Source organism: Algoriphagus ornithinivorans (assembly GCF_900115305.1).
Taxonomy (GTDB): Bacteria; Bacteroidota; Bacteroidia; order Cytophagales; family Cyclobacteriaceae; genus Algoriphagus; species Algoriphagus ornithinivorans.
In genome coordinates this window covers 299,451-315,715 of the sequence record NZ_FOVW01000007.1, presented here as the reverse complement: position 1 = coordinate 315,715, position 16,265 = coordinate 299,451, and the positions used below count along the sequence as shown (strand labels likewise).

Genomic DNA, 16,265 nt, shown 5'->3' with positions numbered 1-16,265 from the left:
AAATGAGAAATGAAAAATCTTAAAAAGATCGGTTTTTTTAGTGCTTTAATTCTTCCTGTATTATTTATTCTCGGATTTTACCTGGGAGGTATTGGCCTTTTTATAATTCATGTATTTGTTTTTGTACTGGTTCCATTGATGGATTTTTTGGTGAAAAAAAACAGTACTAACGTTCCCAAAGAATTTATTTCAAAAGTTGCCAAAGAGCGCTTTTATAAAGTGGTGACTTTTGGATGGGTATATGTTCAATTAGCAGTTTTAATTTGGGCCTTTTTCCAGGTTTCTAAAGTCGATTTTAGCTGGTGGGAATGGCTAGCTTTTACCAGTGGAATGGCTTTGATCACTGGAGGGATTGGAATTACAGTAGCCCACGAGTTAGGTCACAAAGCTGAAAAATTGGAGCAGTTATACGCCAAGATATTATTGATGTGCGTTTGCTATATGCACTTTTTTATCGAGCACAATCGTGGTCATCACGTTAGAGTAGCTACTCCGGAAGATCCGGCAACAAGTAGATTTGGGGAAAGTTTTTACCGTTTTTGGTTCAGGTCTGTAAAGGACGGGTATTTGAGTGCTTGGAAACTAGAAGCCGAAAGATTGAAAAAGAAAAGCATTCCTCTTGCTTCCTGGAAAAATCAAATGATTCAGTTTACTCTTTTACCGATTATTTTTATAGTCCTAGTTACAGGAGGCTTCTCAATATATTTCGACAGGTTGATTTGGGAACTCCCTCTATTCTTCTTGGCTCAAAGTATTTTGGGTTTTAGTTTACTTGAAGCTGTTAATTACTTGGAACACTATGGAATGGAAAGGAAGAAATTGGCCAATGGTTTTTATGAAAAAGTCACCCCATTACATTCTTGGAATGCCAATCATACTGTGAGTAATTTTTTACTCTTTCAACTTCAACGCCATTCGGATCATCATGCATATGCCTACAAACCTTATCAGGTCTTAAATCATTATGAAGAAAGTCCACAGTTGCCAGCTGGATACTCTGCGATGATCTTGGTAGCCTTTTTTCCGCCTTTATGGTTTGCTATGATGGACCCATTGCTCCAAAACTGGAGAGAAAAAACCTTTCGGGAATCAGTCCAATAAGAAGTTGTTGAGGAAACTGCTTTTGAGGACCATCCAGAAGAAGAATAAAAGAATCCCCCAGAACAAATACACCCTGTAGTAATCGGTGGTTTCCCTATAGCGGTTTTCCATAATTTCTGTTTTCTCCAAACTGTCGATCTGGTCAAAAATACCTTGTAATGCATTGCCATCGGAAGCTCTGAAAAACTGAGCGTCAGTTAGTTTGGCTATTTCCCTTAGCGTTGTTTCATCGAGGTAACTTTCGACCATTTGTGGTCTGCCAAAGAAATCAGTTCCATAAGGAACCATCCCATCTTTACCTACCGCAATGGTGTAGATTTTAATTCCTAAAGCGGAGGCAAGTTGAGCTGCAAATAATGGGTCAACATTTCCTGCATTACTTTCACCATCACTGAGCAAAATCATCACCTTGGAAACGGATTCGGCCTCTTTCATGCGGTTGGTGCCTGATGCTATGGCAGAACCAATTGCCGTACCTTTAGCTTCCATCATATTGAATGAAATTTCGGATATCAACTCGGTCAAAAGCTTATAATCATTGGTCAATGGAGCCAAAGAATAGGCTTCTCCTGCGAAGACTACCATTCCGATTCGGTCTCCAATTCTCCCGCTGATGAAATCTATAGCAGTTCTTTTGGCTGCTTCCAATCGGTTAGGACTGAAGTCCTGCAAATCCATGGATTCAGAAATGTCCAAAACAAGCATGATGTCTATACCCTCCGTGTATTGTTCCACCTTTTCATTGCTCCGCTGAGGTCTGGCCAAAGCGATCACGATCATGAATAGCGCTAGAAGGAAAAAACCAGTAGGAATCAATCGCAAGTAGGTCCAAGGGTTGTTCTTGGCTATTCTTTTAGGCAGGGAAAGTTCGAGAACAGGGTTTTTCAAAAATTTGATAAACTTCCTGATCAGCATAAAAAGAGGAATTATCCAAATCAAATTGAGAAGGATAGGGTTTTCCCATTCGTAACTTTTAAAGGTCTCTGGCAAAAACCAAGACCAGCTAAAGAACTCAGTGATTTGCTCTAACATGCTTGATTTTGCTTAACTTTTCATGAAATTTTTCCTGAGCTACTTCCAACAGGTAATCAGATGCTTCTTGTATTTCTGAAGTTTTTCCAGCGTAAATAATCATTTCAATACTTCTGAGAGAACTGAAAATTCTGATGTCTTCCAGCTTTTCTCCAATTTCACTTGATGTCCACTCTTTTATTGGAAGGTTGGTGATACTTTCCATGTATCCTTTCCACAAGCCAAGAAGCTCATCAGCTGCGTTCATGGAGTTTTCATTTTTAAGGTTTTGAGTGGCTGCAGCCCATCTCTTCTGGAAGCGTTTCCAACGTCTTTTTTCATTGCGTTCGTTCCATATTTTCTTAATTCTATCCGCAAAGAGCCAGAAGAATACACCTAATCCCAGAATGGCAATTAGAGCGATACCTCCAAATAACAGCCAATTCCATTTTTTCTCTATGGGTTGGTATACATTGTTTTCCTGAAAAACAAGCTGTTCGGGAATACTGTCTAAAGTCAGTTTGAGTTTTAACTCAGCTTCTAGAGGGAAATGGGCCACACTATCGTATCGATTGAGCTCATAAACAGGCAGTGTCAAAAAAAGGCTTGGATCTAACTCAAAATTCGAAAGGTAATACACGGCACTGTCAACCGTCATTGATTCCTTAGTACTCGAGATAAAAGTTTTCTTTTCAAGCAAAACAAATGGACTGAAATCATAGACAGAATCAGGAAAAATCAATTGCTTTTCCTTTGGGTAGCTGGCTTTCAAAACATAGCCTATCCTTTCTCCCAGTTTGGCAGAATCTTGAAGGAAATAGCCTTCTACCTTCACCTCCTGTGCAGAGACTTGAAGTAAAATTCCCAGAAATAGAATCAAAAACAGTAACCTCTTACCCACGTTTCATGCTTTTATTTCTGTACTTAAATAATTCAATCAATGGCATGACAATATCCTGCGTAGTGTCTATGGATAGATAGTTGATTTGATTTTTCTTGCAAATCTCTCTCAAATGATCTCTTTCGGTTGTGAAGGTTTCAGAGATTTTTCTTGAAAAGCTTCCAAAAGCTGTATTTACCCAAGTGGTCTTTCCTTTTTCCTTATCATAAACAGGGATAATTCCCAAAGCAGGTAAAGCAGATTCTCTGGGATCAGTTAACTGAATCGCAACCAAGTCATGCCGTTCGGCCAATGCTCTGAAAGATCGCTCGTAACCCTCATCAATAAAGTCAGAAATCGCCACAATAATGCTTCTCTTTTTAATCAGATTGAGCGTAAAGGTGAATAGGGCGTTCAGGTCAGTTTTCAGAGAGTTATTTTGATGGTCAAAAATCCCCCTGATCATTTTTACACCCTGCTTTCCACCCTTTGATGGAAGGATGATTTTTTCTTTTTGATCGGAAAAACTTATTAAACCCACCTGGCTTCCTTCAAAAATAGCTGCCAGAGTCAAAACCCCTGCAATGACTTTGCCTTGGTCGATTTTTTTTTGACCAGGCTGACCTATATCCTGAGAACCGGATATATCCAGGAGAAAATAAACTGACTGTTCTTTATCTTCTTTGAAAGTTTTCACAAAGGTTCCATGACCTTTGGCAGAAACTTTCCACTCAATCGTCCTTACGTCATCTCCGTATTGATAGGGTCTCAAATCGTCAAATTCCAGTCCTGAGCCTTTAAATAAGGATTGGTATTCGCCTTGCAGGTGATTATTTGCCACCTTCCGGATCATAATCTCGTACTTTCTTAGCTTACTGAATAGCTGGTCCATGGATTGGTGATTTGAACCGCCTAAGTTATGCTTATCAGTTCAATTATAAAATTTCCCTTACAGGAAGGGTAGTAAGATTATCCGTTAAAAAAACCTAATTTTGGATTGTGAGACGATTATTAATTCTATTTCTTTTGATTTCTACGGCCCTTTCCTGCGGGAAATCCAATAAGCCTGATGGGCTTTTGTCTGAGGATCAGATGGTCAGCGTTTTAATTGATATTCACCTGACCGAAGGAGTGGCCAGTGCTTTACCCATTCCTTATGACTCTTCACAAACTTTGTATAGGCTCTTAGAAAAAGATATTTTTTTAAAACATGATACCAGCGATTCGGTTTTTACCGAGAGCATGCGCTACTATTTGCAGTATCCTGAAAGAATGGATCAAATGTATGCCCGTGTGATAGATTCTCTAGTAGTAAGGGAATCCAATCCAACCAGTGAAGAAAAAATGTAATGCTATATCCTTCGAATTTAGAGAAGAAAATAAATTTCAAAAAAATCAAAGAGCTACTCAAGGCTGAATGCTCCTCTTCTTTAGGGATGGAGTATGTGGACAAAGTAGCTTTTTCTTCTGATCCGAAACTGGTTAATAAATTGTTGGACCAGACTCAGGAGTTTTTGGATATTCTGATTTCAGGAGAGAGCTTTCCTGCTTCCAATTTTACCAACCTGAATCCCTATTTGGAAAAAGCCAAGCTTGAGGGAGCTTTTTTGGATCAGGAGGAATTTCATGAAGTCAAATTATCTCTGATGACGCTTCAGGGTTGCATCAAGTTTTTTTCCAAATACGGAGAATCCTATCCTGCATTAAGTCAATTGCTGGGTTTGGTCTTGGACCTGGATCTGGGTTTGCTAAAAGCCATCGAATTGGTGGTTGATGAAAAAGGGCAGATCCGAAGCAATGCAAGTAAGGAATTGCAATTGATTAGAAATCAAATAATTTATGAGGAAGGCAGACTGCGAAAGGTCATGGATAGGATCTTCAAGGAAGCCCGAGCTAAAGGCCTAACACCTGAAGATTCTGCGATTACTATACGTTCTGGGAGAATGGTGATTCCCGTTGCTGCTGAGAACAAAAGGAAGCTGAGAGGTTTTATTCACGATGAATCTGCTACTGGTCAGACTGTTTTCATGGAGCCCGAAGAAGCTTTGGATATCAATAATGAAATTCGGGATTTGGAATACATGGAGAGGAGAGAAATCATCAAGATTCTCACCCAGCTGACAGATAGACTTCGGCCTTCAATTCCCGCTTTGAGAAAAGCGACTAACTACCTCGGCTTGATTGATTTTATCAGAGCAAAGGCGAAGTTTGCCCAGAAAACCGAAAGCGTCAAGCCTGTAATTGTCAAAGAAAGGACCTTGTCTTGGACTCATGCGAGACATCCGCTGTTAGAGATGGCACTAAAGTCTCAGCAGAAGAAAATTGTACCCTTATCAATTCATCTGGAGGGGCAGAATCGCTTATTGGTGATTTCCGGTCCTAATGCAGGAGGAAAATCAGTAACCTTAAAAACAGTCGCATTGCTTCAATATATGTTGCAATGCGGTATTTTGATCCCGGTTCATCCAGACTCAAAAAGCTCCCTTTTTGATAATTTCTTTATTGACATCGGTGATGAGCAAAATCTGGAAAATGATCTGAGTACTTACAGCTCGCATTTGATGAGCATGAAGCATTTTACTCAGTTTGCCAATAAAAAAACAATCCTGTTTATAGATGAATTCGGTACAGGAACTGAGCCTCAGTTTGGAGGAGCAATTGCGGAATCAATATTATTAGCTCTCAATAAAGCTGGAGCTTTTGGCATTGTGACAACTCACTATGGTAACCTCAAACAAGCAGCCAACAAAAATCAAGGCTTGGTTAATGGTGCCATGCGCTATGATGTGGAAAAATTGGAACCCATGTACCAATTGGAGATTGGAAAGCCAGGCTCTTCTTTTGCGCTCGAAATTGCTTCCAAAATTGGGATCTCGAAGGAAATTCTGAATTACGCCAAATCTCAGATCGGTGAAGAGAGAGTGAGGTATGATAGACTTCTGACTCAATTGGAGAACGAAAAAAATCAATATTCAGGGCTACTTACAGAGGTGAAATCCAAAGAAAAATTGCTTCAAACTAGGCTGAAGGAGTACAATGAGCTAAAAGAAACTCTCGAGCAAACGAAAAAACGCTATATACAGGAAGCCAAGCAGGAGGCCAAACGCCTATTGGACGAAACCAATAAGAAAATTGAAGCAACCATTCGGGAGATCAAAGAAGGAAAGGCTGAGAAGGAAGCTACCAAAAAGGTGAGGAAGGAATTGGAAAGCTTCAAAGAGGAAATTAAGCCGGAAAAAGTAGTGGTTAAAGAGCCGGGGATCACTGTTTTGGGAGGTAAAATTGAAACTGGCGACTGGGTTCGTTTGAAGGATAATGGGGCGATTGCCCAAGTTTTGCAATTGAGAAATAAAGAAGTAGATATTTCTATTGGAGAATTAAAGTCCACAGTGAAATTGTCTCGCCTTGAAAAAATCTCTCAAACTCAGGTTAAAAAGGAGACCAAAGCTTCAAGTAATAGGTCAGGGTTTAATACGAACCAAAAGATGATGGATTTTTCTCCCAACTTGGACTTGAGAGGAAAAAGAGGGGAAGAGGTATTAAGCTTGGTTCAAACTTTTATTGATGAAGGATATATGCTTGGTGTGAAAGATTTGAGGATAGTTCACGGAAAGGGAGATGGAATTCTGAGAGAAATTACGAGGAACCTCCTTAGAACTATGGGGCCTGTCAAAAAAATGGAAGATGAACATGCAGACAGGGGAGGAGCCGGAGTTACTTTGGTGACATTGAAATAAAAAAAGGGGCTCGAAGCCCCTTTAATTTTAGGATTTAGATCCAGATTATTTTTTTACCAAATTGAATACATAGCTTCCTGCCACTGCAAATGTACCATTGATTCTGGCTCCTGGAGCAGGAATATTGAATTCCAATCGCAAATTATCTCCTGTGCGTGTAAATGAAATCTCCCGACCTGCGGCTGGTTTTGCTCCGGTTAGACTGAATTTGTCAAAGTTGGTTCCCGCAAATGACCAGTTCCCTGAATTGTCAAACAAGTCATTATTGTTTCTTGTGGTATAGGTTTTTGCTGAACCTGAATTTAAAATCAGCTCAAAGTTTTGATATTGATCTGTAACTGTAGAACCACTTCTGGTAACAGAACCACCTCCTGCAATTCCCCAAGTCTGAGAACCTGAACCAGTCAAAGCTTCTACAGCTAACTGTTCTGGCGTCTTCTGTGGTGTTGGAGCCGGCTTGTCACCACATGCAAATATGATCACTGTAAACAATGAAATCAGACTTAAACTAAACAATGATTTTTTCATATACTTTTTATTTCTTAAGCTTAAATTCCAATTATTAGAGGCTTTTCTTCCAGAGGCTATAATTAGATTTCTGAATCTAATTTCCCTAAGATAAACTCTAAATTAAATTGAAATTAGAATTAATCCTCTAAAATTAACTATTTCATTTGAAGTTCAAAGAATAGCCTTATTTATAATCCTCCAATACCAGTTTTTGTTGACAAAATTCATACTCCCTGGATTCATTGGAGCAAACAATTAAGATCTGGTTTTGAGCAAATTTTTCCACCATCTCCAAATACCAGTTTATCCCTTTTTTATCGAGATTAGAAGTGGGTTCGTCGAGAAGGACCAAGTCAACATCTGAAAAAAGTGCCAATCCAAGCTTTAATCTTTGTTTCATTCCTGAAGAAAACTGGGAAATGGGTTTATTCATATGTTGCTCCAAGTATAAAATCTGCAACATTTTTTCCAAGCTCAAATTGTTTTTAGGTTTTTTGAATTTGAAATGAAACTGCAATACCTCTCTGAGGCTAAATTCCTCTGGAAGCTCCAGATATGGGGCGGCAATAGTTAGGAATCTAAACCAGTCAGAATCAGGAATAGGTTTTTCTTTTAGAAAAGATATTTTTCCGGAACTCAATGGGATGGACCCTGCAATACATTTGAGAAGTGTGGACTTTCCTGAGCCATTACTTCCAGTGATTGCTAGTGAATCACCGGATTGAAGCGATAAATCCAGATTTTTAAAAATCCATTCGTATTGAAAGCGTTTTGAAGCCTCTTCGAGTTGGATTTTTAGCATTTTAATTGATATAGCCTTTCATTACTCCTCTTTCTGAAGATCGGATAAAATTCAGAATTTCATCTCTTTCTTTGGTAGCAGGAAGGTTTACTTCAATTTCTTCCAGAGCCTTACTGTTATTGAGGCTGTTTAAAAAAAGATATCTATATACTTCCTGTATATGTGCAATGGTTTCAGAGCTGAAACCTCTTCTTCTCAGGCCCAATGAGTTTACACCGGCATAGGAAAGTGGTTCCCTTGCAGCTTTTGTGAATGGAGGAACGTCCTTTCTCACCAATGAACCGCCGGAAATCATGGAGTGCATTCCTACCTTGACAAATTGGTGAATGGCACTAGATCCACCCACAATTGCCCAGTCATCGATGGATACGTGACCAGCAATTTGTACGGAGTTGGCAATGATTACATGGCTTCCGATCACACAGTCATGCGCAACGTGTACATAAGCCATTAAAAGGCAGTTGCTTCCTATTACTGTAGTCTGCTTGTCAACTGTTCCCCGGCTGATAGTAACACACTCCCTAATGGTAGTATTATCACCAATCACAACCGTTGAATCTTCCCCTTGGAATTTTAAGTCTTGAGGAATACCGGCGATCACAGCACCTGGAAAAATCTTACAGTTTTTACCAATTCTTGCACCTGGGAAAATCGTAACATTAGGGCCAATCCAAGAATTTTCTCCAATGATTACATCTTCATGAATCATAGTGAAGGGATCAACGTGGACATTTTCTCCAAGTTGAGCTTTTGGGCTTACATGAGCTAATGGGCTGATCATGATTCTTTTCTAGTTATACTTGCTGTCATAACTGCCTCACAAACCAAAGTGTTACCCACATAGGCCTCACCTCTCATTTTTGCAATTCCTCTTCTGATAGGAGCTAAAAGTTCACATTTGAAAATTAGTGTATCTCCAGGAAGCACCATTTTTCTGAACTTACAATTCTCGATTCCCAAGAAGTAAGTCCAATAATTTTCAGGATCATCTACTGTGCTTAGTACCAAAATACCACCCGTCTGCGCCATTGCCTCCACTTGGAGCACACCTGGCATCACTGGGTTGCCCGGAAAATGACCTAAGAAAAACGGTTCATTCATCGTTACATTTTTCACTCCAGCAACTACCGTATCATCCAAGTAGATGATTTTATCCAACAATTGGAAAGGATATCTATGTGGAAGAATATTGGAGATCTGATTGATATCCATTACTGGTGGAAGTTTTGGATCGTAGTGTGGAATGTGCGAAGCTCCTGCCTTTTCCATAGCTCTTTTTAGCTTTTTTGCAAAAGCTACGTTGGCAGCGTGCCCTGGTCTTGCGGCTAAAATTTGAGCCTTCAATGGTCTTCCAACCAATGCCAAATCTCCAACCACATCCAAAAGCTTATGTCTTGCAGGCTCATTTCTGTAGCGAAGATCAACATTATTAAGGATGCCTTCCTTTTTGACCTCAACTCTTTGCTTATTGAACATTTTGGCTAGATGCGCCAGTTCTTTTTCTTCAACTACTCTGTCGACAACGACAATGGCATTATTTAAGTCTCCTCCTTTAATTAAGTTGGAGTTGTAAAGCATTTCTAATTCATGCAAAAAGCAGAAAGTTCTGCATGATGCGATCTCAGTTTTAAATTGTCCGATATCTGTAATGGACGCATGCTGACTTCCCAAGACTGGAGAATTGTAGTCAACCATGACGGTCACTCTGTAATTGTCTGTTGGAAGAGCAACCATCTCTACTTCTCTGGAAGAATCCTTGTATTGGATACTTTCCTGAACTTCAAAAAATCTCCTTAGTGCATTTTGTTCTTCCAGCCCAGCATCTTCTAGCACCTCTATAAATTGAATGGATGATCCGTCCATAATAGGAGGTTCTGGACCATCCAGCTGAATCAGCACATTGTCTATTTCCATGCCAACCAAAGCAGCTAGAACATGTTCTACAGTGTAGACGCGTGCTCCGTTTTGCTCAAGCGTGGTGCCTCTGGATACGTCTACGACCAAATCGCAGTCTGCATCCACGGTAGGCATTCCTTCTAAATCAATTCGCTGAAATTTAATACCGTGATTGGGTGGAGCAGGTAAAAAAGTCATGTTGGAAATGACACCTGTGTGAAGGCCAACTCCTGACAATTCAACCTGTTTCTTTATAGTGTGCTGTTTAACTTTCATTGTTTCTTAGCCATTTAAATGCTAGGGGCGCAAAATTAAGGCTTTTTTTCGAGTTCTTTGATTCTGTTCTCTAGGTCGTCCAAATTTTTGAATATAGAATAAGACTTTAAAAACTGTTTCATGTCAAATCCTATGTAACCAAATAATGTTTGCCCAGGTGATTTGATGGACTTACTTACACCCGTGTTGGCTCCGACAGTTGTGTTGTCCGCAATTTTAATATGGCCTACAATTCCTGCTTTTCCGGCGATAACACAGTTTTTTCCAATTTCTGTGGATCCTGAAATTCCTGTTTGGGCAGCAATAACAGTATTTTCACCTATTATAACGTTGTGGGCAATTTGTACCTGATTATCGATTTTTGCTCCCTTTTTGATTAGGGTTGAGCCCATAGTTGCGCAATCGATAGTTGAATTAGCTCCAATACTGACATTGTCCTCTATGATTACATTTCCTATTTGTGGGATAGCTTTATATGATCCATCTTCTTGAGGAGCAAAGCCAAAACCATCCGAGCCTATCACAGCACCAGGATGGATTTCACAATTTTTACCAATTTTGGTGTCGGTACAAATCCTAGCGCCAGAATGAATGATGGTATTATCTCCAATCTCTACATTGTTTCCAATGTATGCATGAGGATGAATTTTAACCTGATTTCCGATTTTGCAGTTTTTCCCGATATAGGAAAATGCACCTCTGAAGTGATTTTCTCCAATACTGGAACTTGCGTCCATGAAGCTTGGCTCCTCTACTCCAGAAAAAGACGCTTTTGAAAATTGGGCGTAAGCTTCAAGAAGAGCTGTAAATCCCAAATAGGCATCTTTTACCCGAATTAGATTGGTCTTGTAGGTTTTTGAGGGTTTGAACCCTTCTGAAACAATAACTGCAGTAGCTTGAGTTTGATATAGGTAGGGTTCGTATTTTTCATTGGAAAGAAAGCTAATTCCGCCTGCTTGGCCTTCTTGAATTTTGTCAAGACGACTCACTGTCAAGCTTTCATCACCTTCTACTTTTCCATTCAATAATTCGGCTAACTGCCTTAAAGTAAATTCCATACAGCAAATGTATTGATTGTCTAAATTAGACTTTTGGCTTTACATATATAGTGTTTTTCGACGATTTTGCTCATCACTTTGATATTAGGCAAGTCTGCCGCTTGAGCCACGTCAATTACTTTTCCTTTCTTGGTAAGAATATTAATCCGGTCTTTGATCAAATATCCATAATTGCTCACAGTTCCATGGGAAAAGAAATAATCCAAATCCTCTTCAGGAATCCCTAATTTTTGAATCGCTTTTCTTTTTGAGCTTTCAATTTCCTTTTTTGTAAAAGGGTCATTTTTCAGGCTTATTTTAAAAAGATTCCTCGTTAAAAACATCCTGGAAATACTTCTGAGAACATAATCATCCGATTTTTTCCAAAGTTTGATAGCTCCCCATAGATCTAAATCATCCAACTCCAAGAAAATCTTCAATAAATCAGGATTGCTTTGAAAATCCTGTAAGGTATGTTCATGGCCCAATAGATAATCAAACTCCTCGGAAATTGGGAAATTGGCACCCCTGATTTTTAAGTCTTTTGCTCTTTGGATCAGGTTTATCAGCATTTTTTCTGCACTCACGGTAGTCTTGTGCAAGTAAACCTGCCAATACATTAGCCTTCTGGCGCTCAGAAAGTTTTCTATAGAGTAAATCCCTTTTTCTTCAATGACTACCTGATCGTCTTTCACATCCATCATCTTGATGATACGGTCTGCCCCGATCGTACCTTCAGAGACACCCGTGAAGAAACAATCTCTTTGTAGGTAGTCTAGCCGATCAATATCCAACTGACTGGAAACCAGCTGATGGAAAAATTTCCGTTCATATTGATTCTTAAAGATTCTTAAAGTCAGATCAAGTTTGCCACTTAATTGTTGATTTAAGAGTTCTATAATCAGTAATGACAGTTCCTCATGCGGAACTGATTTTAAAAGACTATATTCCAATGCATGGGAAAAAGGGCCATGGCCTATGTCATGAAGCAGAATTGCAATTAAAGCTGCCTCATACTCAGGGTCTGAGATTTCGGTACCTTTATTCCTGAGGTTATCCAAAGTGATGCTCATTAAGTGCATTGCACCCAAAGCATGGTGAAATCGCGTATGTAAAGCACCGGGGTAGACAAAATCTGTCAAACCCAATTGCTTGATCCGGCGTAATCTTTGGAAATATGGATGATCAATGATTGTAAAAATCAACTCGCTCGGAATGGTGATAAAACCATAAACGGGATCGTTGAGTATTTTCTGGCTTTTCAAGGAGGCCTGTTTTGTTTACCCAAAAGTAATTATAATTTTAAAAGAAACGGAATCCGCTATGTCGCAAAAATCCAATATTCTATGGGCCGATGATGAAATTGACCTTTTGAAGCCACATATCCTTTTTTTGGAACAAAAAGGCTATGCTATCACTACCGTCAATTCTGGCATTGATGCGATAGAGGAAGTCGAAAAACGAAATTTTGATGTCATTTTTCTAGATGAAAATATGCCAGGGATGACTGGCTTGGAAACTCTACAGCAAATCAAACAGATTAAGCCTCAGATTCCAGTTGTCATGATCACCAAAAGTGAGGAGGAGCATATTATGGATGATGCGATTGGAGGTAAAATAGCTGATTACCTGATTAAGCCTTTGAATCCAAGCCAAATTTGGCTTTCAGTGAAAAAGATTCTTCAAAACAGACAGTTGATAGAAGAGAAAACCACTTTGAGTTATCAGCAAGATTTTATGAATATCAGCATGGCCTTTGGAGATGCAGAGGATCATGAGGACTGGGCAAATATTTATAAGAAATTGACCTACTGGGAGCTTCAGATTGACGATACTGAAAATAAGAGCATGCAGGAAGTTTTGGAGTCACAAAAAACCGAAGCAAACGCGTCTTTTGCCCGATTCATCAAAGACAACTACCTAGACTGGCTGGAAGAAAAAAACACAGATAAACCTTTGCTTTCCCATCAAGTGATGAAAAAGAAAGTGTTCCCTAAGGTCAAAGAAGGGAAGCCTCTGTTCTTTATTGTGATTGACAATTTAAGGTTGGACCAGTGGGAAGAGATCGAGTCCTTGGTTTCTCCATATTTCAATATTCAGGAAAAGGAAACTTATTATAGTATCCTTCCTACCACCACGGCTTTTGCCAGAAATGCGCTCTTCAGCGGGATGATGCCTATGGATATGGCTAGATTTTATCCAAACCTTTGGGAAGATGAGGATTCTGATGAGGGGAAAAATAATTTCGAGGAAGATTGGTTGAAGATTAACTTAGAAAAAAGCAGGGTACAAGCGAAGCATTCCTACCACAAAATAATTCAGGCCAATCAAGGAAAGGCTGTTTTGGATCAGTTTCACTCTTTGGTTCAAAATGAGTTAAATGTCCTAGTTTATAATTTTGTGGACATGGTATCTCATGCGAGGACAGATATGAAAATGATTAGAGAGCTTGCTCCTGATGAATCGGCTTATCGCTCTCTAACCAAAAGTTGGTTTGAGCATAGTAGCTTATTTGATTTGTTGAAAAAGATTCAACTGGCAGAAGCAGATGTAATCATCACTACCGATCATGGAACCAAGAGAGTCAATAAGCCTTACCGAATAATCGGAGATAAAAATGTGACTACTAACTTAAGATATAAGCAAGGGAAAAACCTGAATTTTGAAGCAGGCAAGGTTTTCGAAATAAGGAAACCGGAAGATGCCAAGCTACCAAAGCTTAATGTTTCCTCAAGTTATGTGTTCGCTGTGGAGGACTATTTTTTCGCGTATCCAAACAATTACAACTATTATGTGAACTATTATAAGGATACTTTTCAGCACGGTGGCGTATCTTTGGAGGAAATGATCGTTCCGATCGTTTATCTCACAGCAAAATAGAGAGTTTTGGATAGTAAGATTTACGAGTTAAAAGAGCTGGACCAAATAGCCCAATGGATTATTGATTTTGCCCAAAACGAGAAGCTTTGGGTGTTTCAGGGCGATATGGGTGCTGGAAAAACCACTTTGATCAAAGCATTGGGTGAAAAGTATGGACTTGCATCTCAGGTAAGCAGTCCTACTTTCGGGATAGTCAATCATTATGAGCTTTCTGGAAAAGCTCCTATTTATCATTTTGATTTTTATAGACTGGAAAAACCTGAGGAAGCTTTGGATATAGGAGTGGAGGAATATTTCGAAAGCGGGAATTACTGTTGGATGGAATGGGCCGAAAAATTGGGAGGTTTTATTCCAGATCATTTTTTATTGATTAAAATTGAGTATTATTCTACTTCAAGTAGAAAAATCACACTTCAACATTATCGGGATGTCGACTCAGATTAATGAACTCACCGCTGTTGGACTAATTCCAAAAGAATCTCCTGCCAAAGTAAAAAGAGGGAAGGGCGGACTGACTATTGGTATACCCAAAGAGCAATCTGATGAAGAAAAAAGAATCGTATTGACCCCGGAAGCAGTAGGATTACTGACCAACAACGGGCTGAATGTGATTGTTGAAAGTGGAGCAGGACTGGCTTCCAAGTTTTCAGATCAAGATTTTTCAGATGCAGGAGCGAAGGTGGTTTACTCTTCAAAGGAGGCTTTTCAATCTGAAGTGGTACTGAAAGTTGATGCGCCAAGCTTAACGGAAATAGAATCCATGAATCAGGGAGCATGTCTGATTTCAGCTCTGCAAATTGGAAAGCAGAATAAAGAGTTTATTGAGGCTTTGAATGCCAAAAAGATCACTTCGGTTGCTTTTGAATACCTAGAGGATAAAGTAGGTGGGATGCCGGTGGTAAGAGCTATGTCGGAGATTGCAGGGAGTACTGTGATGCTGATAGCTTCGGAATATTTATCCTCTGTCAACGATGGTAAAGGACTGATTATGGGAGGTGTTACGGGTGTGCCACCTACTCAGGTTGTGATTATAGGTGCAGGCACGGTGGCAGAGTATGCGGCCAGAACTGCCTTAGGACTTGGAGCAAATATTAAAATTTTTGACAATCATATATACAAGCTTCGAAGGTTGAAGCAGTTGCTGGGTCAGCAGGTTTATACTTCGACTATTGATAATTTGACCCTAACTCAGGCTCTTGCAGAGGCTGATGTGGTGATTGGTGCCCTGAGAGCTGAAAAAGGAAGAAATAAGGTGGTGGTTAGTGAAGAAATGGTTGCCAACATGATGCATGGCAGCATCATCATTGATGTGGGAATTGATCAGGGAGGGTGCATTGAAACTGCACAGATGACGACCCACAGTGATCCGGTTTATTTGAAGCATGATATTATCCATTACTGTGTACCTAATATTGCTTCTAGAGTTTCTCGTACTGCATCTTATTCTTTGAGCAATATTTTCACCCCAATTGTTTTACAAATGGCGGATTTGGGTGGTGCTGAGGAAATGATTTTTAATTACAGATGGTTTCTGCGAGGGGTTTATACTTACAGAGGAAGTTTAACCAATGCTTATTTGGCAAGGAAATTTGATTTAACTCACAAAGAATTACAATTACTCCTTGCTGCGAGGTATTGATTAGGAAAGGAGGTTTTGCCTCAATAAAAATTCTAATTGATCATTTGCTTTGATCAAAGCCTGAGTCAAGCGCTCGTTTTCTCTTCGTAATGTGTAGATTTCAAAAGCGTTTTTGATGACTGTTCTGAGGTAATCTTCTTCCCAAGGCTTGGTCAGATAATGATATACTTGACCTTTGTTAATTGCATCAATTACAGCTTGTATATCAGTATATCCGGTTAATAAAACTCTTATGGGGCTAGGATGAATGGGGATGATTGATTCTAAAAATTCAACGCCAGTTTCCTCCGGCATTCTTTGGTCGGTAATGATAATGTCAATTTCTTCCTTTTCTAAAATCTCACGTCCTTCTTTGGCAGAAATAGCGAGAAAAATTTTATAGTCTCTTCGGAATGTAGCTTTAAATGCTTGAAGATTATTCTCTTCATCATCTACATATAAAATCTTAATTTTTTCTTCTGCCTTGGTTTCCATTCAATTCTTGACTTGAATACAA

Annotated in this window: 16 protein-coding genes; 6 read left to right on the top strand and 10 right to left on the bottom strand. The window is 39.4% G+C overall.

Annotated features, from left to right (window positions below):
* Window positions 1-9: 9 nt before the first annotated feature.
* Entirely contained in the window at window positions 10-1,101 is a 1,092-nt protein-coding gene (locus BM073_RS12965) for an alkane 1-monooxygenase (RefSeq protein WP_091654725.1), read from the top strand.
* Here BM073_RS12965 and BM073_RS12960 read toward each other — a convergent pair.
* Genes BM073_RS12960 through BM073_RS12950 form a run of 3 tightly spaced genes read right to left on the bottom strand, consistent with a single transcriptional unit; the run spans window position 1,090 to window position 3,884 of the window.
* Window positions 1,090-2,133, bottom strand: coding sequence for a vWA domain-containing protein (locus tag BM073_RS12960; protein WP_091654723.1), 1,044 nt, complete (start codon window positions 2,131-2,133; stop codon window positions 1,090-1,092). The genes BM073_RS12965 and BM073_RS12960 overlap by 12 nt on opposite strands.
* Window positions 2,114-3,013, bottom strand: a complete 900-nt coding sequence (locus tag BM073_RS12955) for a hypothetical protein (protein ID WP_091654721.1) — start codon at window positions 3,011-3,013, stop codon at window positions 2,114-2,116. The genes BM073_RS12960 and BM073_RS12955 overlap by 20 nt, the downstream gene beginning before the upstream one ends.
* On the bottom strand, window positions 3,006-3,884 hold the full coding sequence (locus BM073_RS12950) for a DUF58 domain-containing protein (protein WP_091654719.1): 879 nt from the start codon (window positions 3,882-3,884) through the stop codon (window positions 3,006-3,008). The genes BM073_RS12955 and BM073_RS12950 overlap by 8 nt, the downstream gene beginning before the upstream one ends.
* Before the next feature lie 107 nt (window positions 3,885-3,991).
* On the opposite strand from BM073_RS12950, the gene BM073_RS12945 reads away from it, so the two are divergent.
* Complete coding sequence (locus BM073_RS12945; RefSeq protein ID WP_091654717.1) at window positions 3,992-4,342, top strand: DUF4296 domain-containing protein; 351 nt, start codon at window positions 3,992-3,994, stop codon at window positions 4,340-4,342.
* Window positions 4,342-6,729 carry an endonuclease MutS2 gene (locus BM073_RS12940; RefSeq protein WP_091654716.1) on the top strand — a complete coding sequence of 796 codons (2,388 nt, stop codon included), beginning with the start codon at window positions 4,342-4,344 and terminating at the stop codon, window positions 6,727-6,729. The genes BM073_RS12945 and BM073_RS12940 overlap by 1 nt, the downstream gene beginning before the upstream one ends.
* A 45-nt stretch (window positions 6,730-6,774) precedes the next feature.
* On the opposite strand, the gene BM073_RS12935 is transcribed toward BM073_RS12940, so the two are convergent.
* From BM073_RS12935 to BM073_RS12910, 6 genes are all read right to left on the bottom strand, one after another.
* Window positions 6,775-7,257 carry a hypothetical protein gene (locus BM073_RS12935; RefSeq protein ID WP_091654714.1) on the bottom strand — a complete coding sequence of 161 codons (483 nt, stop codon included), beginning with the start codon at window positions 7,255-7,257 and terminating at the stop codon, window positions 6,775-6,777.
* Window positions 7,258-7,423: 166 nt separating this feature from the next.
* On the bottom strand, window positions 7,424-8,041 hold the full coding sequence (locus BM073_RS12930) for an ABC transporter ATP-binding protein (RefSeq protein ID WP_091654713.1): 618 nt from the start codon (window positions 8,039-8,041) through the stop codon (window positions 7,424-7,426).
* Window position 8,042: 1 nt separating this feature from the next.
* A complete protein-coding gene (lpxA, locus tag BM073_RS12925; protein WP_091654712.1) occupies window positions 8,043-8,822 on the bottom strand; it encodes an acyl-ACP--UDP-N-acetylglucosamine O-acyltransferase in 780 nt (259 codons plus the stop codon).
* The gene (locus BM073_RS12920) at window positions 8,819-10,213 is read right to left on the bottom strand and encodes a bifunctional UDP-3-O-[3-hydroxymyristoyl] N-acetylglucosamine deacetylase/3-hydroxyacyl-ACP dehydratase (RefSeq protein ID WP_091654710.1); all 1,395 of its coding nucleotides are present in this window, start codon (window positions 10,211-10,213) and stop codon (window positions 8,819-8,821) included. The genes lpxA and BM073_RS12920 overlap by 4 nt, the downstream gene beginning before the upstream one ends.
* A 35-nt stretch (window positions 10,214-10,248) precedes the next feature.
* Window positions 10,249-11,271: a UDP-3-O-(3-hydroxymyristoyl)glucosamine N-acyltransferase gene (lpxD, locus tag BM073_RS12915; RefSeq protein ID WP_091654709.1), complete on the bottom strand. Its 1,023-nt coding sequence runs from the start codon at window positions 11,269-11,271 to the stop codon at window positions 10,249-10,251.
* A gap of 20 nt (window positions 11,272-11,291) precedes the next feature.
* Window positions 11,292-12,515: an HD domain-containing protein gene (locus BM073_RS12910; RefSeq protein WP_091654707.1), complete on the bottom strand. Its 1,224-nt coding sequence runs from the start codon at window positions 12,513-12,515 to the stop codon at window positions 11,292-11,294.
* 58 nt (window positions 12,516-12,573) lie between these two features.
* Between BM073_RS12910 and porX the strand changes: the two genes are divergently transcribed.
* The 3 genes from porX to BM073_RS12895 are packed head-to-tail and all read left to right on the top strand — an operon-like array spanning window position 12,574 to window position 15,769.
* Window positions 12,574-14,130: a T9SS response regulator signal transducer PorX gene (gene porX / locus BM073_RS12905; RefSeq protein ID WP_091654706.1), complete on the top strand. Its 1,557-nt coding sequence runs from the start codon at window positions 12,574-12,576 to the stop codon at window positions 14,128-14,130.
* Between the two features lie 6 nt (window positions 14,131-14,136).
* Complete coding sequence (gene tsaE / locus BM073_RS12900; RefSeq protein WP_091654704.1) at window positions 14,137-14,574, top strand: tRNA (adenosine(37)-N6)-threonylcarbamoyltransferase complex ATPase subunit type 1 TsaE; 438 nt, start codon at window positions 14,137-14,139, stop codon at window positions 14,572-14,574.
* Complete coding sequence (locus BM073_RS12895; protein ID WP_091654703.1) at window positions 14,558-15,769, top strand: alanine dehydrogenase; 1,212 nt, start codon at window positions 14,558-14,560, stop codon at window positions 15,767-15,769. Before tsaE ends, BM073_RS12895 begins: the two co-directional genes overlap by 17 nt.
* Here BM073_RS12895 and BM073_RS12890 read toward each other — a convergent pair whose 3' ends face one another.
* Window positions 15,770-16,243: a response regulator gene (locus tag BM073_RS12890; RefSeq protein ID WP_091654701.1), complete on the bottom strand. Its 474-nt coding sequence runs from the start codon at window positions 16,241-16,243 to the stop codon at window positions 15,770-15,772.
* Between the last annotated feature and the right edge of the window lie 22 nt (window positions 16,244-16,265).

What these genes read in the sequence shown, in the direction of transcription:
- BM073_RS12935 (WP_091654714.1), bottom strand. Translation starts at nt 7,257, where the DNA reads ATGAAAAAATCATTGTTTAGTTTAAGTCTGATTTCATTGTTTACAGTG.
- BM073_RS12890 (WP_091654701.1), bottom strand. Translation starts at nt 16,243, where the DNA reads ATGGAAACCAAGGCAGAAGAAAAAATTAAGATTTTATATGTAGATGAT.
- porX (WP_091654706.1), top strand. Translation starts at nt 12,574, where the DNA reads ATGTCGCAAAAATCCAATATTCTATGGGCCGATGATGAAATTGACCTT.
- BM073_RS12965 (WP_091654725.1), top strand. Translation starts at nt 10, where the DNA reads ATGAAAAATCTTAAAAAGATCGGTTTTTTTAGTGCTTTAATTCTTCCT.
- lpxA (WP_091654712.1), bottom strand. Translation starts at nt 8,822, where the DNA reads ATGATCAGCCCATTAGCTCATGTAAGCCCAAAAGCTCAACTTGGAGAA.
- lpxD (WP_091654709.1), bottom strand. Translation starts at nt 11,271, where the DNA reads ATGGAATTTACTTTAAGGCAGTTAGCCGAATTATTGAATGGAAAAGTA.
- BM073_RS12960 (WP_091654723.1), bottom strand. Translation starts at nt 2,133, where the DNA reads ATGTTAGAGCAAATCACTGAGTTCTTTAGCTGGTCTTGGTTTTTGCCA.
- BM073_RS12895 (WP_091654703.1), top strand. Translation starts at nt 14,558, where the DNA reads ATGTCGACTCAGATTAATGAACTCACCGCTGTTGGACTAATTCCAAAA.
- BM073_RS12920 (WP_091654710.1), bottom strand. Translation starts at nt 10,213, where the DNA reads ATGAAAGTTAAACAGCACACTATAAAGAAACAGGTTGAATTGTCAGGA.
- BM073_RS12940 (WP_091654716.1), top strand. Translation starts at nt 4,342, where the DNA reads ATGCTATATCCTTCGAATTTAGAGAAGAAAATAAATTTCAAAAAAATC.
- BM073_RS12930 (WP_091654713.1), bottom strand. Translation starts at nt 8,041, where the DNA reads ATGCTAAAAATCCAACTCGAAGAGGCTTCAAAACGCTTTCAATACGAA.
- BM073_RS12950 (WP_091654719.1), bottom strand. Translation starts at nt 3,884, where the DNA reads ATGGACCAGCTATTCAGTAAGCTAAGAAAGTACGAGATTATGATCCGG.